General features: G+C 66.8%; 13 protein-coding genes. 8 read left to right on the top strand and 5 right to left on the bottom strand.

Annotated elements, in window-relative coordinates; translation table 11 throughout:
• Positions 1 to 258: 258 nt before the first annotated feature.
• The 3 genes from G015_RS0101305 to ccoS are packed head-to-tail and all read left to right on the top strand — an operon-like array spanning position 259 to position 3,916.
• The gene (locus tag G015_RS0101305; RefSeq protein WP_012981578.1) at positions 259 to 1,086 is read left to right on the top strand and encodes a FixH family protein; all 828 of its coding nucleotides are present in this window, start codon (positions 259 to 261) and stop codon (positions 1,084 to 1,086) included.
• Between the two features lie 15 nt (positions 1,087 to 1,101).
• Entirely contained in the window at positions 1,102 to 3,663 is a 2,562-nt protein-coding gene (locus G015_RS0101300; protein ID WP_038049977.1) for a heavy metal translocating P-type ATPase, read from the top strand.
• A 31-nt stretch (positions 3,664 to 3,694) separates the two neighbouring features.
• Entirely contained in the window at positions 3,695 to 3,916 is a 222-nt protein-coding gene (gene ccoS, locus G015_RS0101295; protein ID WP_012981580.1) for a cbb3-type cytochrome oxidase assembly protein CcoS, read from the top strand.
• 289 nt (positions 3,917 to 4,205) lie between these two features.
• Here ccoS and rpoH read toward each other — a convergent pair whose 3' ends face one another.
• The 4 genes from rpoH to ftsY all read right to left on the bottom strand — a co-directional run bounded on the left by rpoH (position 4,206) and on the right by ftsY (position 7,825).
• On the bottom strand, positions 4,206 to 5,075 hold the full coding sequence (gene rpoH, locus G015_RS0101285) for an RNA polymerase sigma factor RpoH (RefSeq protein WP_012981582.1): 870 nt from the start codon (positions 5,073 to 5,075) through the stop codon (positions 4,206 to 4,208).
• Positions 5,076 to 5,178: 103 nt separating this feature from the next.
• Positions 5,179 to 6,108, bottom strand: coding sequence for an ABC transporter permease (locus G015_RS0101280; RefSeq protein ID WP_012981583.1), 930 nt, complete (start codon positions 6,106 to 6,108; stop codon positions 5,179 to 5,181).
• Positions 6,105 to 6,776: a cell division ATP-binding protein FtsE gene (gene ftsE / locus G015_RS0101275; RefSeq protein ID WP_012981584.1), complete on the bottom strand. Its 672-nt coding sequence runs from the start codon at positions 6,774 to 6,776 to the stop codon at positions 6,105 to 6,107. The genes G015_RS0101280 and ftsE overlap by 4 nt, the downstream gene beginning before the upstream one ends.
• A 5-nt stretch (positions 6,777 to 6,781) precedes the next feature.
• A complete protein-coding gene (gene ftsY / locus G015_RS0101270) occupies positions 6,782 to 7,825 on the bottom strand; it encodes a signal recognition particle-docking protein FtsY (protein WP_012981585.1) in 1,044 nt (347 codons plus the stop codon).
• Between the two features lie 89 nt (positions 7,826 to 7,914).
• Between ftsY and G015_RS0101265 the strand changes: the two genes are divergently transcribed.
• The 5 genes from G015_RS0101265 (at position 7,915) to G015_RS0101245 (ending at position 13,922) form a co-directional block, all read left to right on the top strand.
• Complete coding sequence (locus tag G015_RS0101265) at positions 7,915 to 9,303, top strand: pitrilysin family protein (protein WP_012981586.1); 1,389 nt, start codon at positions 7,915 to 7,917, stop codon at positions 9,301 to 9,303.
• A complete protein-coding gene (locus G015_RS0101260; RefSeq protein ID WP_012981587.1) occupies positions 9,303 to 10,628 on the top strand; it encodes a pitrilysin family protein in 1,326 nt (441 codons plus the stop codon). Before G015_RS0101265 ends, G015_RS0101260 begins: the two co-directional genes overlap by 1 nt.
• A 28-nt stretch (positions 10,629 to 10,656) precedes the next feature.
• The gene (gene rsmD, locus G015_RS0101255; RefSeq protein WP_168021581.1) at positions 10,657 to 11,223 is read left to right on the top strand and encodes a 16S rRNA (guanine(966)-N(2))-methyltransferase RsmD; all 567 of its coding nucleotides are present in this window, start codon (positions 10,657 to 10,659) and stop codon (positions 11,221 to 11,223) included.
• 182 nt (positions 11,224 to 11,405) lie between these two features.
• Positions 11,406 to 13,031 carry a BCCT family transporter gene (locus tag G015_RS0101250; RefSeq protein ID WP_012981589.1) on the top strand — a complete coding sequence of 542 codons (1,626 nt, stop codon included), beginning with the start codon at positions 11,406 to 11,408 and terminating at the stop codon, positions 13,029 to 13,031.
• 9 nt (positions 13,032 to 13,040) lie between these two features.
• The gene (locus G015_RS0101245) at positions 13,041 to 13,922 is read left to right on the top strand and encodes an NAD(P)-dependent oxidoreductase (RefSeq protein WP_012981590.1); all 882 of its coding nucleotides are present in this window, start codon (positions 13,041 to 13,043) and stop codon (positions 13,920 to 13,922) included.
• Between the two features lie 4 nt (positions 13,923 to 13,926).
• On the opposite strand, the gene G015_RS0101240 is transcribed toward G015_RS0101245, so the two are convergent.
• Positions 13,927 to 16,413 carry a glycogen/starch/alpha-glucan phosphorylase gene (locus G015_RS0101240; protein ID WP_012981591.1) on the bottom strand — a complete coding sequence of 829 codons (2,487 nt, stop codon included), beginning with the start codon at positions 16,411 to 16,413 and terminating at the stop codon, positions 13,927 to 13,929.
• Positions 16,414 to 16,611 lie beyond the last annotated feature (198 nt).

Raw genomic sequence — 16,611 nt, 5'->3', positions numbered from 1 at the left:
GCTGCATTATCGGTGTGTCCCCGCGGCACATGGACGTGCCGCCGGAGATCGACCACCGCAGGTGGTTGATTCCGAAGCAAGCTGCAAACCCCTTTGCTCGTGCAAAGGCATCAAGACGGTGAAGCGCCGCGTGCGGCTCTGAAAGCCAGGAAGGCTTTATTTGGCGCTTTTGTAAGTTACGACAATCCGGCTGGCGAAACTGGCGCGCCGCCATCCGAGTGATACCCTGCTGCGCCGGAACGACACGATGAAGACATCATGAGCAATCTCGTCATCTCACTTGGACTGGGCAGCGCCGCGCTCGCGTTGCTGTTCGCGCTGATCTACAAGTTCACCCGTCTGCGCGCCTACAACACGGCGGCCGTAGTGGTGGCGATCATGCTGTTCGTGTTCATCCCGACCTCCATCCTCACCTGGCAGGGCGCGGATGTATTCGCGATCCATCTCGCGCTGTACATCATCGTGCCCTACGGGCTGGGAATCATCCTTACGCAGAAGGAGGCCGAAGCCGAGGATGGGCAAAAGGGCTCGTTCAGCCTGCACTGGGCGCCGCTGGTGATTGTCGGATTCTTCACGATCATCGCCTCCGTCCAGGCGGTGCTGATCACGCTCGCCCACAACGGCATGCCCGAACGGTTTATCGGCACCCTGCTGCCCGAACCGGAAAATCCTGCCGAACGCGTGACGTCAGCCTTCCCCGGGACGGTGGGCGGCATCCAGGAGCGCGACGAGGCCCTCGCGGTGCACCGCATGACGCGGCTCCAGGAGCAGCGCGAACTCGGCTGGCAGGTGCGCCAGGGCTGGGTGGAAACCCCGGTCGAAGGGGAAACCGCCACGTTCCAGGTGGAGGTCCTCGATGCCGAAGGACGGCCGATCTCTGACGCCGACATTCGCGGCACCTTCATGTGGGTCGCCGACGAGCGCCGCGACCAGGCCTTCGATATGCAGCCGATCGGTGAAGGGCTCTATCAGGTCGAGCTGACGCTGCCGTCACCGGGGCGCTGGGACCTGCGCTTCCATGTCGAGCATGACGGCCAGCTGGTCGAACAGCAGGCGCGTACCCGCGTTCGCGGCCAGTCCAGCTAGTCTCGCCGACCGCCGGTGAGCGGATCTCGTCCCCAGGTGGAGTCCACGGGCACGCCCGCTGACGCGGACGGTGGCTGTTTTCATTGTGGCCTGCCGATTCCGGGTGGCGCGAACTACCCGGTCCAGTTCGAGGGACGCGAGCGGCCCACCTGCTGCCCCGGCTGCCAGGCTGTCGCCGGGGCCATCATCGAGCGCGGCCTGGGCGCCTACTATCACCACCGCCCGGCGCCGCCCGGGCAGGCCGGCGAGCCCCTGGTCCCCGACGAACTGCGGGAGCTCGAACTCTTCGATACCGAGGCCGTCCAGCGCTCGTTCGTGACCCCGGCGTCAGACGCCGCCACCACCGGCGGGTCCCGGCTCGAGGCGGCACTGATCCTCGAGGGGATCACCTGTGCCGCCTGCGTCTGGCTGAACGAGCGCCATGTGCAGTCACTGCCGGGCGTGATCGCCTTCAGCATCAACTATTCGACCCACCGCGCGCGACTGGTCTGGGACCCGGAGCGCATCGCCCTGTCCGCAATCCTCAAGGCGATCCGCGATATCGGTTACCACGCCCACCCCTACGACCCGGGCACCCGCGAAAAGGCGATTGCCCGCGAACGCGGTCTAGCCCTGCGCCGAATCGGGGTGGCCGCGCTCGGTATGATGCAGGTGATGATGCTGGCGCTGGCCATCTGGCTGGGCGAAGACGATGCCCAGCACGCCGACCTGATGCAGTTCATGCGCTGGGTGGCAGCGGCCCTGACCACCCCCGTGGTGTTCTACTCGGCTATCCCGTTCTACCAGAGCGCCTGGCGTGACTTGCGCCAGCGCCGGCTCGGCATGGACGTCCCGGTCAGCCTGGCCATCATCGTCACCTATGTGGCCAGCCTGTACGCGGTCCTGCTCGGGACCGGCGAGCATGTCTACTTCGAGTCGGTGGTCATGTTTGTGTTCTTCCTGCTGACCAGTCGCTACCTCGAGTTGATCGCGCGACAGCATGCGAGCCAGGCCATCGATCGCCTGGATCGACTGGTGCCGGCGCTGGCCCATCGTCTGGATGCCGGTGGGCAGGAAGAGCCCGTGGCTCTTGGTGACCTGAGCCCCGGCGACCGTGTGCGCGTCCGGCCTGGGGAATCCGTCCCGGCCGATGGCTTCGTCGTCCAGGGACGCTCCACGATTAACCGTGCCCTGCTGACCGGCGAACCGGACCCCGCGCCGGTTGCCGCTGGCGACGAGGTCGTGGGCGGCACCATCAATGTCGATGGGCCGCTGATTGTCGAGGTGCGCCACGTTGGCGCCGAGACCACGCTGGCCGCGATCCAGCGCCTGCTCGATCGTGCGCAGAGTGAGAAACCCCGGATCGCCCGTATCGCCGAAACCGGGACTGGCTGGTTTGTCGGGGCGGTCCTGCTCCTGACCGCCCTCGCAGGCCTTGTCTGGTATGCCTGGATCGACCCCAGTCGGGCGCTGTGGGTGATGGTGGCGATGCTGGTCGCCACCTGTCCCTGCGCATTGGCGCTGGCAACACCCGTCGCGCTCACCGCGACGACGGGCACGCTGTCACGCCTGGGGCTCCTGGTAACGCGCGGCCGTACCCTGGAGGCCCTGGCGCGTGTCGATACCGTCTGCCTGGACAAGACGGGCACCCTGACCGAGGGCCGCCCGCGCCTCGTGGCACAGCAGGATCATGTGGCGCCGCCACCAGGGCAGGACTGGCGCACGTGGGCCGCGGCGCTGGAGGCCCATTCGGAACACCCTCTATCGCGGGCCTTCCGTGCGGCCGTGCCCGCCCCCGGCGTGGCCGCCCAGGCCGTCCATAACGAGCCGGGCAGTGGCCTGGTCGGCCAGATTGACGGGCGCGAGGTGGCGATTGGGGGGCGCGCAATGTTGTCGCAAACGGAACCCCCGGCCGTCGAGGTCCCGGCGGACAGCCCGCTTGCATCGCCGGTCTGGCTGGTGGTGGATGGCCAGCCGGTTGCGACCTTCTGGCTCGCCGACACACCACGGCCCGAGGCGGCCGAGACGGTCGCGACGCTGCGTGCGCGCGGGCTCGAGGTGATCCTCCTGACCGGCGACCGTCCGGAGGCGGGACAGCGCTTTGCCGAACACCTGGGCATCGACCGGTTCCATGGCGGCCTGACGCCGGAGGACAAGCTGCGCCATGTACGCGACCTGCAGGCCGCGGGCCGTACGGTGCTGATGGCCGGGGAAGGCATCAACGACGCGCCTGTGCTCGCCGGGGCCGACGTCTCCCTGGCCATGGGTGGCGGCACCCGTCTGGCGCAGACCCAGGCCGATCTGGTGCTGACTTCCGACCGCCTGGATCGGTTGCCGGAGGCGCTGGATCAGGCGCGGCGCACGACGCGGATCGTGCGCCAGAACATCGCCTGGGCCATCGGCTACAACGTGGTGGCCCTGCCGATCGCTGCTGCCGGTCTGCTTACGCCCTGGCTGGCAGCGTTGGGGATGTCGATGAGTTCGCTGCTGGTGGTGGGGAATGCCCTGCGTTTGCGTCCGGGGCGCGACCGCGTGGCTGCCCCGCGCGAGCACGCCAGCCGTGCGCCTGCCGAGGCGTCCGTCTCGCCCCCGGGTTGAGGCCCGACGCAGGACGAGTAGACTGGGCGCCATGTCGATTCTGTACCTGCTGATTCCGCTGGCGATGCTGTTTGCCCTGGTCGTGGGGATGGTCCTGCTGTGGGCGATACGGTCGGGGCAGTACGATGACCTCGAGGGTCCGGCGCACCGTATCCTGATGGATGACGATGACCCGCGGATCCCGACTACCGAAGACGACGAGAAGGACCAGACTTCCGGGGAGACGCAGAGACCGGAAGACCGACCGCGCTGATCCGGAAACTTGCGCCGGGACCTCCTCCCGCTTACCCTTTACCCATTCTTAAATCGATGTGTGTTGAGGGCTTTGGCTATGCGTGAGTGGTTTACCTTTGCGAACTTCCCGTTGACGTTCACCGCCGCCCTGATCATCTGGTCCTGGATCAGCTTCTTCTCGGTGATCCTGTTCGGCGGCTGAGCCGGGGATTCCCGCGCGCCGCCTGAGCGGCGTCGGAAACCATGAAAAAGGCCCCGATCGCGCAAGCGGTCGGGGCCTTTTCGTTGGGTGCAGCCGGGGTGTCGCGTCAGTCGGCGAAGGCGGTGCGGATGCGCTTGATCGCGTTGTTCTCGATCTGCCGGATGCGCTCGGCGGAGACGCCGTATTCCGCCGCCAGTTCGTGCAGCGTGGCCTTGGGCTCGCTCATGTAGCGCCGCGCCAGGATGTCGCGGGAGCGTTCGTCCAGCTCGCCCAGGGTGCTGGCCAGCCGCTCCTGATAATGGCGATCCCAGTCCTCGTCCTCGGCCACCTGCGCCGGGTCGTCGCTCATGTCCTCGATGCTCAGGCGCTGGGCCGGGGCCAGGTAGGTGTGCTCGTCGTCGCTGTCGGGCGCGGGGTCAAAGCTCGCATCCTGACTGGACAGTCGCCGCTCCATCTCCCAGACGTCATTCTCGGAGACCCCGAGGTCCCTGGCGACGGCGGAGACCTCGTCGTTCGACATCCAGCCCAGACGCTGCTTGGCGCTGCGCAGGTTGAAGAACAGCTTGCGCTGCGCCTTGGTCGTTGCCACCTTCACGATGCGCCAGTTGCGCAGGATGAACTCGTGGATCTCGGCGCGGATCCAGTGCACCGCGAACGAGACCAGGCGCACCCCCTGGTTCGGGTCGAAGCGCCGCACGGCCTTCATCAGGCCCACATTGCCCTCCTGGATCAGGTCGCCCAGGGGCAGGCCGTAGCCCTGGTAGCCGCGGGCCACATGCACGACGAAGCGCAGGTTGTGCAGGATCAGTTGGCGCGCCGCGTCCAGGTCGTTGCGTTCGTGCAGCGACCGGGCGAGTTCGCGCTCGTGCTCCGGATCCAGTACCTCGATCCGGCTAACCGCCTGCATGTAATGGTCCAGGTTCCCGACGGGAACGGGCAGGTCTGCATGCACGGTTGCCAGGGCCTTGCTGCTCATCGTGATGGATGCCTCCTGATAATAAAGTCAGAGATTAGCACTCGTGTACGTAGAGTGCTAAACCCGCTGAAAGTTCCGGGAGTTTTTGTGGCTCCGCGCGGGCTCAGGGCGCATCGCGCAGGGCGTGGCCGCTGCCCAGGCGCGCGCCCAGCCAGCCCAGTATCAGGCCCACCAGTATCAGGCCCAGCAGATCCCCGGCATGCGGCAGGCGCAGGGTGAACTCCAGATCAAACGCGGCGGCCGCCTCGGTCAGCGGTTCGCGGCTCAACGCAACCCCCACCAGCAGCAGGATAACGCTGAAAATACCCCCACCGAACCCGGTCAGCACACCCCCGTACAGCGACGGGCGGCGCAGAAAGCGGTGGGTGGCGCCACTGATGCGCGAGATCGCGATCTCTTCCTGCCGCTCGCGCAGTTCCGAGGCGGTGGCGAGCGCCAGGATCAGCACGGCGCCGAGGCCCAGCAGCGCGGCAACCACGGACAGGATGCGCAGGCCCAGCTCGTGCAGGCTGTTGAGCTGGCGCACCCACTCGTCGTCGGCGACCACCCCGGCCTCGGGCGCCAGCGCTCGCAGGTCGTCACGCAACGCCGCCACCGTAGCCGGCTGAGTGCTGGCGGGAACGACATCGATTACGTCCGGCAGCGGGTTGTCCTCCAGCCAGTCCAGCAGCTCCGGGTCCGGCAGGCTGTCGCGGTAGGCGCTCAGTGCGGTGTCGGCGTCGATGCGCTCCCAGCGTGCAACGCGCTCGTCGTCATCCAGCGCATCCTGCAGCCGGTCGGCGGTCTCCTCGTCGACCTGGTCGAGATAGAGTGCGATACGCGGATCGTGGTCGACGTGTGCCGACAGGGCGCGCGCGTTGTCGAGCAGTACCCAGAGGTAGGCGGGGAGCGCGAGGATGAAGCCCAGTACCGCGATGGTAATCAGGCTCAGTATCGGGGCCTGCAGTCGCCGGCCAAGGCTGCGCCGGGCGGCATCGCGGTGGCTGTCCAGCCAGGCGGGCAGGGCATCGAGCAGGCGGCGCCCGGGTCTCATGCGCGCGCCCCGCCGCGGGCCTCGATGCGGCCGTCTTCCAGGTGCAGCACCGGTTTGCCCATGCGGCCGATCAGCTCCTGGTCATGACTGGCGATCAGGGCGGTCATGCCGACGCGGTTGAAGTCGTCGAACAGCGCGAGGATCTCCTCCGACAGGGCCGGGTCCAGGTTGCCGGTTGGTTCGTCCGCGAGCAGCAGCACAGGGCGATGCACGATGGCGCGGGCGATGCCGACGCGCTGCTGCTCCCCGGCGGACAGGGTGCGCGGGTTGACCGTCTCCTTGTGCAGCAGGCCGACCTTGTCCAGCGCCGCGCGCACGCGCTTGCGCATCTCCGGGCGGCGGTAGGCGAGGATCTCCAGGGGCAGGGCGACGTTGTCGAACACGGGGCGGTCGAACAGCAGGCGGTGATCCTGAAAGACCAGGCCGATGCTGCGGCGAAAGCGCGGGATGGCCCGCGCCGACAGTCGGTCCAGTTCGTGTCCATTCACGCGGATACGGCCGCGGGTCGGGCGTTCCAGACCGGCGATCAGACGCAGCAGCGTACTCTTGCCGGCACCGGACGGGCCGGTGACGAAGGCCATGGCGCCCGCATCCACCCTCAGGCTGACATTGGACAGCGCATCGGCCGCGCTGCCAAAGCGCTTGGTTACGCGCTGCAACTGAATCATGCCGGCTAGTTTTCCTCGCGGCCCAGCAACGCGCGTACGAACGCGCGGGCATCAAAACGCTGCAGGTCTTCGGCCTTCTCGCCCACGCCGATAAAGCGCACGGGTACCCCCAGTTGCTCGGCCAGCGCGAACAGGACGCCGCCCTTGGCGGTCCCGTCCAGCTTGGTGACCACGATCCCGGTCAGCCCCAGGGCCTCGTGGAACTGCCGTGCCTGGCTTAGCGCGTTCTGGCCGGTGCCGCCGTCGACCACCAGCAGTACTTCGTCCGGCGCGTGTTCGTCCAGCCGGCCCATCACGCGTTTCACCTTGCGAACTTCGTCCATCAGGTTGGTCTGGGTGTGCAGGCGTCCGGCGGTATCGGCGATCAGGATATCGGTCTTGCGCGCCTGAGCGGCCTGGAGGCCGTCGTAGACCACGGAGGCCGAGTCGGCCCCGGTCCCCTGGGCGATCACCGGGACGCCATTGCGTTCCCCCCACGTCTGCAGCTGTTCCACCGCGGCCGCGCGGAAGGTGTCGCCTGCGGCCAGCAGCACCGAGCGGCCCTCGTCCTTGAAGCGATGCGCCAGTTTGCCGATCGTGGTGGTCTTGCCAGCACCGTTGATGCCGACCACCAGGATTGAAAACGGCCGCTCGGCCTGCGGGATATCCAGGGGGCGAGAGACCGGTTCCAGGATCTCCACCATTGCGGTCTCGAGCGCGTCCATCAGCGCGTCGGCGTTGTCCAGCTCGCGCCGTTTTACCTCGCGGGTGATACGATCCATGATCCGCTGGGTCGCATCCAGGCCGACATCGGCCAGGAGCAGGCGCTCTTCCAGTTCCTCGAACAGCTCGTCGTCGATCTTGCGCCGGAACAGGCTCTTGAGGTCGCCGCCGAGGGCCTGGCCGGTCTTGGCCAGGCCCTGGCGCAGGCGCTGGAACCAGCCGCCACGGGCCGGTTGCGCGTCGGGTTCCGGCTCGGGCGCCGCCGCGGTTTCCGGCGGGGCCTCCGGCGTGGTTTCCGGGCTGGGCGTGGCGGAGTCTTCGGATTTCTTCTTGCGGAAACCGAACATGTTTCAGGTGGTCCAGTAGAAAGTGTTCATGCTAGCACGGGGATCGTATTGCAATGCGTAGAGCAGTGCTCGGAAGTCTCGTTGGATGGATGGCCGTCTGGCTGATCAGTGCCAGTGTCGTGGCCGGTGAACTGGAGATCGAATCGGATGTGGTGGAAGCCACGCTCGACAACGGTCTGACCGTGCTGGTCCTGGAGGACAGGCGCGCACCGGTGGTGGCCAACATGGTCTGGTATCGCGTCGGCTCGGCCGATGAACACAGCGGCATCACCGGTATATCGCACATGCTGGAACACATGATGTTCCGCGGCTCGGAGAAATACGAGCCGGGCGAGTTCTCGCGGATCGTCGCGCGCATGGGCGGGCGCGAGAACGCCTTTACCGGTCGCGACTATACCGGCTATCACCAGGTGATCGGCTCCGACCACTGGGAGACCGTGATGGCCATGGAGGCCGAGCGCATGCAACACCTGAAGCTGCAGGAGGACGAGTTCCGTCCGGAGCTGCGGGTGGTGCAGGAGGAGCGGCGCCTGCGTGTGGAGGATCAGCCCAACTCCCTGCTGCGCGAGCAACTGATGGCGACGGCTTTTTTCAACCACCCGTACGGCCAGCCCGTGATCGGCTGGATGACCGATATCGAGTCCTACACCCTGGAGGACCTCCAGGACTGGTACGACCGCTACTACCACCCCAGCAACGCGGTGGTCGTGGTCGTCGGCGATGTCGATGCCGACGAGGTGATCGCGGCCGCCGAGAAGCACTTCGGTGCCATCCCCAGCGGCAACGTGCCGGAGGCCAAGCCGCGTCGGGAGACCCCGCAGGCCGGGGAGCGCCGGATTACGGTGCAGGCCCCGGCCCAGGTCCCGTTTCTGATGATGGGCTGGAAGACCCCGGTGCTGAACACGCTGGACTCGCACGAGGACGCCTACGCCCTGCTGGTGGCCGCCGGGATCCTGGACTCGGGCGAGGCCTCGCGCTTCGCGCGCGAGCTGGTCCGGGGGCAGGAACTGGCGAGCGCCACCTCGGCGCGCTACAGCCCGTTCGCTCGGCTGGACGATCTGTTCATGGTCGCCGCCGTGCCGACCTTGGACACGGATATCGAGTCCCTGGAGCAGGCGCTTCTGGACGAGATCGATCGCCTGGCCGAGGAACCCGTGGATGGCCGCGAACTGGAACGTGTGCAGGCGCGGGTAATCGCCTCGGAGGTCTTTGAACGCGATTCCGTGCGTGCCCAGGCCTTCCAGTTGGGCATGCTCGAAACCGTTGGAGTCGGCTGGCGGGAAAATGATCGTTTCCTGGAGCGGGTGCGTGAGGTGACCGCCGAGGACGTCCAGCGCGTGGTACGCGAGTACCTGGTGCCCGAACGTCGCACGGTCGGGGTTCTCGACCCGCAGCCGGTGGATGACGAGGAGGCCCCGGCGCCCGGGCCGTACGGTGCCCCGGATCTCGATGGTGGCTATCCGGAGGAGGGTCACTAATGCTGCACGCAATCAAGAAGCTCTCGCGCCATTCCCTGTTCGCGGGACTGGTCCTGGCCCTGCTGGCGATCCCGGTGCAGGCGGTGGAGATCGAACGCTGGGAGACCGACGAGGGGCTGCGCGTCCTGTATGTCGAGGCGCCGGACCTGCCGATGGTGGACCTGCGCCTGACCTTCGATGGCGGGGCGGCGCGCGACGGCGACCTGCCCGGGCTGGCGATGATGACCTCCCGCAGCCTGCGTCATGGCACCGAGGAGATGGATGCCTCCGAGCTCGCCGAGCGCTTCGAGTCGGTCGGCGCCCGATTCGGCACCAGCTCCCTGCGCGACATGGCGATCGTCAGCCTGCGCACCCTGACCGAACCGGACTGGATGGAGACGGCGGTCGGCACCCTCACCGACGTGCTGTCTGCGCCCGCCTTTCCCGAGGGCGATTTCGAGCGTAGCCGCCGCCAGGCCCTGCAGTCCCTGCAACGCGAGCGCCAGGAGCCTTCTTCGGTGGGGACCCGTCGCTTCTACGAGCTGATGTACGAAGACCACCCGTATGGCAGCTGGCCGGGCGGCGAGGTCGATACGCTGGAGGCGATGACGCGCGATGACGCCCGGGACTTCTTTGAACGCCACTACGCGGCGGGGAACGGCGCGCTGGCGATCACCGGCGGGGTAAGCCGTGAGCAAGCCGAGGAACTGGCCGCCCGGATTTCGGCGGCGCTGCCCCGTGGCGATGCGGTTGACCCGTTGCCGCCAGTGCCGATGCGCGAGGAGCCGGTGGAGGAGCGCATTGCGTTCCCGTCGGAGCAGGCGCACATCTTCATGGGGGCTCCGGCCCTGCGCCGGGGCGACGAGGCGCACTTCGCTCTGACGCTGGCCAATCATGCCCTGGGCGGGGGTGGCTTTACCTCGCGCCTGTTCCAGGAGGTGCGCAGCGCCCGCGGGCTTGCCTATTCCGTGCACAGCCGCTTCCAGCCGATGGCGGTCGAAGGCCCGTTTGTGATCAATATGCAGACGGGGGTGGACCAGACGGACGATGCGGTCGCGGTCCTGCGCGAGCAGGTCCTGCGCTGGCACGCCGAGGGTGTGGATCCTGAAGAGATGGAGGCCTCGCGCGAGAACGTGATCAACTCGTTCCCCTTGTCGCTCGCTTCCAACAGCGACATCGTCAGCCTGCTTGGCATGATCGGTTTCTACGGACTCTCCGATGACTATCTGGAGCGCTATGTCGAGCGCATGCAGGCGGTGGAGCTGGAGACCATGAACACCCAACTGGCCGACCGTCTCAACCCCGAGGCCCTGGTCACGGTCATTGTCGGTGGCCAGGAAGACTAGGCGCGGTCCGCCAGGGCGCAGCGCGCGTATCCGCATCATTGGCGGGGCCTGGCGCCGCCAGTGGCTGCCGGTGCCGTCCGTCGGGGGGCTGCGCCCGACTGCGGATGCCCAGCGCGAGACCCTGTTCAACTGGCTGCAGCCGCAGCTGCCGGGTGCGCGAGTACTGGACCTGTACGCCGGCACCGGCGCCCTGGGCTTCGAGGCCGCCTCGCGGGGTGCGCGCGAGGTCTGGCTGGTCGAGCGCGACGCACGGGCGGCGGCCCAGCTCGAGGCCAACCGTGAACGCCTGGGGGCCACCCAGGTGCACATCCGGCGTGACGATGTGGCCCGTTTGCTGGGCCAGCTTCCGGAGGGCGACCCCTTCGATGTCGTGTTTCTCGACCCTCCCTTTGGTCAGGGCCGGGTCGCCCCGGCGCTCGCCGCACTGGCCGTCCAGGGCTGGCTGAGCCCCGGCGCACGCGTCTACGCGGAGCTGGAGTCGGAGGCCGATCCGAGTTTTGTGCAGGAGGACGGCTGGGCGATCGAGCGCGAACGCGTGTGCGGGCAGGCGCGGGGTCTACTGCTTGCGCGCAGTCCCGCCGAGGACGACTCGTGAAGCGTTTTGCAGTTTGCCAGGTCATTGGCTACGGTAGGAGCGTCGTCCGTCGGCACCGTTTTGTCGACTGAGCGCGTCCCCGACCGTCAGGCGCACGGGAAGGCTCGGGATGCAATGTCCCGAGGTGTGCCGAATACGCCGGTGCGGCGTTCAAGCGCAACACAAGAATAGGGGAGCCAAGCATGGAAGAACCGTCTTCAAGCCCGGGGCTGAACCAGACCCGGATCGCCGGCTTCGGCATCATCTGCAGCCCGGTGTTCTGGATTTCCAGTGCCGTGATCGCCGCATTCGTTCTGTTCGGGGCGGTTTTCCCGGACACGGCGGAGGAGATCTTCGAGAAGCTGCAGACCGGCATCTCCGAATACCTCGGCTGGTACTACATGCTGGTGGTGACGGTCTTCCTGATCTTCTCTCTGTACCTGATGTTTTCGCGCTACGGGGGCATACGGCTCGGAGACCAGTTCGAGGCGCCGCGTTTCAGCTATGCCGCGTGGTTCGCGATGCTCTTCTCCGCAGGCATGGGGATCGGACTGCTGTTCTGGAGCATTGCCGAGCCGATGTACCACTACCTGGATCCGCCGCATGCCGATGGCGAGACCAGCGAGGCCGCGACCGAGGCGATGCGCTACACCTTCTTCCACTGGGGGCTGCATGCCTGGGCGATCTACATCGTCGTTGGCCTGTCGCTGGCCTACTATGCCTACCGGCACAACCTGCCGCTGCTGATCCGTTCCTCGCTGTATCCGTTCATCGGTGACCGCATCTATGGCCCCTGGGGGCACCTGATCGACATCCTGGCCCTGTTCGGGACCATGTTCGGGGTGGCCACCTCGCTGGGTCTCGGGGTCATGCAGATCAACTCGGGCCTGAACTACGTGTTCGGGATCGAGGAATCCACGGCCATGCAGATCATCCTGGTCGCGATCATCACCCTGATCGCGGTGGGCTCGGTGGCACTGGGGATCGACAAGGGCATCAAGCGGCTGTCGAACTTCAACATCGGGCTGGCGGTGATCCTGCTCGCCCTGTTGCTGATCATGGGGCCGACACTGTTCATCCTGCGCGTGCTGGTGGAGTCGACCGGCGTCTACGTGCAGCACTTGCCCGAGATGAGCCTGTGGGCCGATACCATCGACGAGACCGGCTGGGCCACCGTCTGGACCATCTTCTACTGGGGCTGGTGGATCTCCTGGGCGCCGTATGTCGGCATGTTCATCGCCCGCGTCTCGCGCGGGCGCACGATCCGGGAATTCGTGGCCGGCGTGCTGCTGGCCCCGACCGCTGCTGCCTTTGTCTGGCTGGCCGTGTTCGGCGGTACCGCGATGGGCTACGAGCTGGGTGGCGTGGCCAATATCTCCGGCGCGGTCGAAGAGAGCGTGTCCACCGCGTTGTTCGCGACCATCGAGGCGATGCCGCTGTGGGACTGGCTGGCGGTGCTGGCCATGGCCGCGGCCACGGTGCTCATCGTGACCTTCTTTGTCACCTCCTCGGACTCCGGATCGCTGGTGATTGATACCCTGGCCTCGGGTGATGTGCGCAACCCGACCGTGACCCAGCGAGTCTACTGGGCAATCCTCGAGGGGATTGTGGCGTCGATCCTGCTGCTGGCGGGCGGTCTTGCCGCCCTGCAGGCGGCGGCGATCAGCGTCGGCCTGCCGTTCTCGGTGGTGATGCTCGTGATGGTGTTCGGGTTGTGGAAGAGTCTGCATTCCACCGAGGCCGTGACGCCGACCAAATATCAGAAAGAGGCGCCACCGCCGCATACCCTGCTGGGGTATACGGAGGATCTGGACGACAAGATCAAGTAGGAGGTCACTATGGCTGCGTCCCGCGTGGCGCTGCTGGGCTGCGGGCTCATGGGGCAACCCATGGGCCTGCGTCTTTTGCGCGCCGGTTTTTCCGTCGAGGCCTACAACCGCACCCAGGAGCGGGCCAGCGACCTGGCCAGCGAGGGGGTAACGGTACACACCGTGCCGGCGGCGGCCGTCGCCGGGGCCGATACCCTGGTGCTGATGCTCTCCGATGCCGCCGCAATCCAGGCAGTGCTGAGGACGTTGCCGGAAGGCGCGTTGAGCGGGCGCTGTGTGATCCAGATGGCGACGATCCTGCCGGCCGAGAGCCGCCAGCTGGCCGAGCACCTGCGCCGCTCCGGGGCCTGTTATGTCGAGGCGCCAGTGCTGGGGTCGATTCCGGAAGCGCGTGAGGGGCGGTTGCTGGTCATGGCCGGCGCTGATACGGAGGCGGATTTCGAGCGTGCGAGTCCGGTCCTCGCGGCGCTGGGCGAGAACCCGCGGCATGTCGGTCCGGTGGGGCAGGGTGCGGCCCTGAAGCTCGCGTTCAACCAGCTGATCGCCAGTCTGACCGCCGCCTTCTCCTTGAGCCTGGGGCTGGTCCGCCGCGAGGGGGCGGAGGTCGATACCTTCATGGAGATCCTGCGCGAGTCGGCGCTGTATGCGCCGACTTTCGACAAGAAGCTGGACAAAATGCTCTCCGGTGACTTCGGGACGGCGAACTTCCCGGTCAAGCACCTGCTGAAGGACGTGCGCCTCGCCGAGCGCGCTGCCGAGGACGCGCAACTGATCGGCCCGTGGCTCCCGCTGCTGGCGCAGCTACTGGAGCAGGCCCAGGATCGCGGGCTGGCGGACGCCGACTACTCCGCGATCTACAGCGCAATCGCTCCCGAACCGTCGGCACACTGAACGGTCAAGCGGCCCCGTTGGTCTTGGAAGGGGCAACCGGTTCCGGGGTGACGTCCCAGATCTGGCTGGCGTAGTCGCGCACCGTGCGGTCGATGGAGAAAAAGCCCATGCGGGCGACATTGTGGATCGCCGCCTCGGCCCAGGCGGACGGGTCCGCGTACAGGGCATCCGCCCGTTCACAAGCCTCCGCGTAGGCCGAATAGTCGGCCAGCACGAAGAACGGATCGTCCTCGCGCAGGTAACGCCCCAGTTCGCGGTGGGTATCCGGGTCGTTGCAGGTAAAGAACCCCGATTCGATCATGTCCACCGCGGCTGCCAGGTCGGGTGTGCGCTCCAGGATGGCGGATGGCCGTTCGCCACGGGCGCGGTGCTCGACCACTTCCTCGGCGGTCATCCCGAAGATGAAGACGTTCTCGTCGCCAACCGCATCGCGGATCTCGATGTTGGCGCCATCCAGCGTGCCGATGGTCAGGGCCCCGTTCAGGGCCAGTTTCATGTTGCCGGTGCCGGAGGCCTCGAAGCCGGCGGTGGAGATCTGCTCGGAGATGTCAGCGGCCGGGATGATGATGCTGGCGGAGCTGACTTCGTAGTTCGGGAAGAACACACACTTCAGGCGATCGCCAACGGCCGGGTCGTGGTTCACGATGTCGGCTACCTCGTTGATCACCTGGATGATCGCCTTGGCGCGGGCGTAGCCCGGTGCGGCCTTGCCGCCGAACAGCACCACGCGCGGCGGGATGTCCTCGCCGGCGCGGATGCGGCGGTACAGGTCCACCACGTGCAGGAGCTTCAGCAGCTGGCGCTTGTACTCGTGGATGCGCTTCACCTGAACGTCAAAAAGCACGTCCGGATTCAGCTCCACGCCGGTGCGTTCGCGCACCAGGTCCGCGAGCCGGGCCTTGTTGGCACGCTTCACCGCCATGAATTCACGCTGCAATTCCGGATCGGTGGCGTAGGGTTCCAGTGCGCGCAGGCGCTCCAGGTCGTATTGCCAGTCGTTGCCGATACGCCGGCCCAGGAGTTCGGTCAGGGCCGGGTTGGACTGGATCATCCACAGTCGTGGCGTCACGCCGTTGGTCACGTTGACGAAGCGTTCCGGCCAGAGCTCAAAGAACTCCTCGAACAGGGTCTCCTGCAGCAGGCGCGTATGCAGTGCGGCGACGCCATTGATGTGGTGCGAGCCGACCACCGCCAGGTGCGCCATGCGGACCCGGCGCTCGCCTTCTTCGTCGATGATCGACAGGCGCGCCAGGCGGTCATTGTCCCCCGGGTAGCGGTGCCGCACCTCCTCCAGGAACTCGTGGTTGATCTGGTAGATGATGCCCATGTGGCGCGGCAGCACGTGCTGCATCAGCGGGACCGACCAGGTCTCCAGCGCCTCGGGCATCAGGGTGTGGTTGGTGTAGGCGAAGGTCCGCCGGGTCAGATCCCAGGCGCGATCCCAGGGCACTTCGTGGTGGTCGACCAGCAGCCGCATCAGTTCGGCCACGGCGATCGCGGGGTGGGTGTCGTTCAGCTGGATCGCGGCCTTGTCCGGAAGGGCATCCAGCGGGTAGCCCAGCCCCAGGTGGCGTTCGAGGGCGTCCTGTAGCGAGGCAGAAACAAAGAAGTATTCCTGCTTCAGGCGCAGTTCCTTGCCGATCGCGGTAGCGTCGTTCGGGTACAGCACCATGGAGATGGTCTCGGACTCGTTCTTGTCCGCGACCGCCCGGATGTAATCCCCTTCATTGAAGTAGCGCAGGTCGAAGTCGCGGGTTGCCTTGGCGGCCCACAGGCGCAAGTTGTTTACGTTGCGCCGTCCGTAGCCCGCGGTCGGATAGTCGTAGGCCATGGCCAGGACTTCCTCGCCGTCTTCCCAGGTATAACGGGTCTCGCCGTTTGGATGATGGTGCTCGACCACGTAGCCGTAGAAGTGGATCGAATACTTGCGATCCGAACGCGGGAACTCCCAGGGGTTGCCGTAACGCAGCCAGTTGTCCGGGTGCTCCACCTGGCGGTAGGGTTCGAACTCCTGGCGGAACATGCCGTATTCGTAGCGGATGCCATAGCCATAGCCGGGATAGCCCTGGGTGGCCAGTGACTCCAGGATGCAGGCCGCGAGTCGCCCGAGGCCGCCGTTGCCCAGGGCCGCGTCGTCTTCGAGATCCACGATCTGGTCGAGATCCACGCCGAGATCGCTCATCGCCTGGCGCGCCTCGTCGAGGATGCCCATATTGCGCAGATTCGCCTCGAGCATGCGCCCGATCAGGTACTCCATCGACAGGTAGTAGACGCGCTTGACGTCCTCTTCGGCGAACTGGCGGCGGGTCAGCAGGCGGCGCTCGACCATGCGCTCGCGGATGGCGAAGGCCAGGGCCTCCAGCCAGTCGCGGTGGGTGGCTTTGCGCGGGTCTTCGCCCACCACGCGGACGACGGCATCGCGAATCGATTGCCGCAGGCCCTCCACGTCGTTGGGGAGGTGGGGCAGGTGTGTCACTTCGGGGGCGGCCATTCGGCGGTCTCCAGAACTAGGGAAACACTGATCCATGTACACGCTCGCGCTCGAGTCGCTTTTGCGCGCGAACAAGGCGCGGTGACCGCCGTGCAGTCATTCTGCACAAGGGAGCCGCAACGCCGTGCGCGCGCCAGTTTTTGATTACAACGGGCGGCCGAGCCCCTTCGGGGTTGGCACCCCGGGTTCCCCGATCCT

The sequence above is a fragment of the Thioalkalivibrio sp. ALJ15 genome (genome assembly GCF_000383695.1).
In the GTDB taxonomy this organism is placed as follows: domain Bacteria; phylum Pseudomonadota; class Gammaproteobacteria; order Ectothiorhodospirales; family Ectothiorhodospiraceae; genus Thioalkalivibrio.
This window is presented reverse-complemented; position numbering and strand designations above follow the sequence as displayed.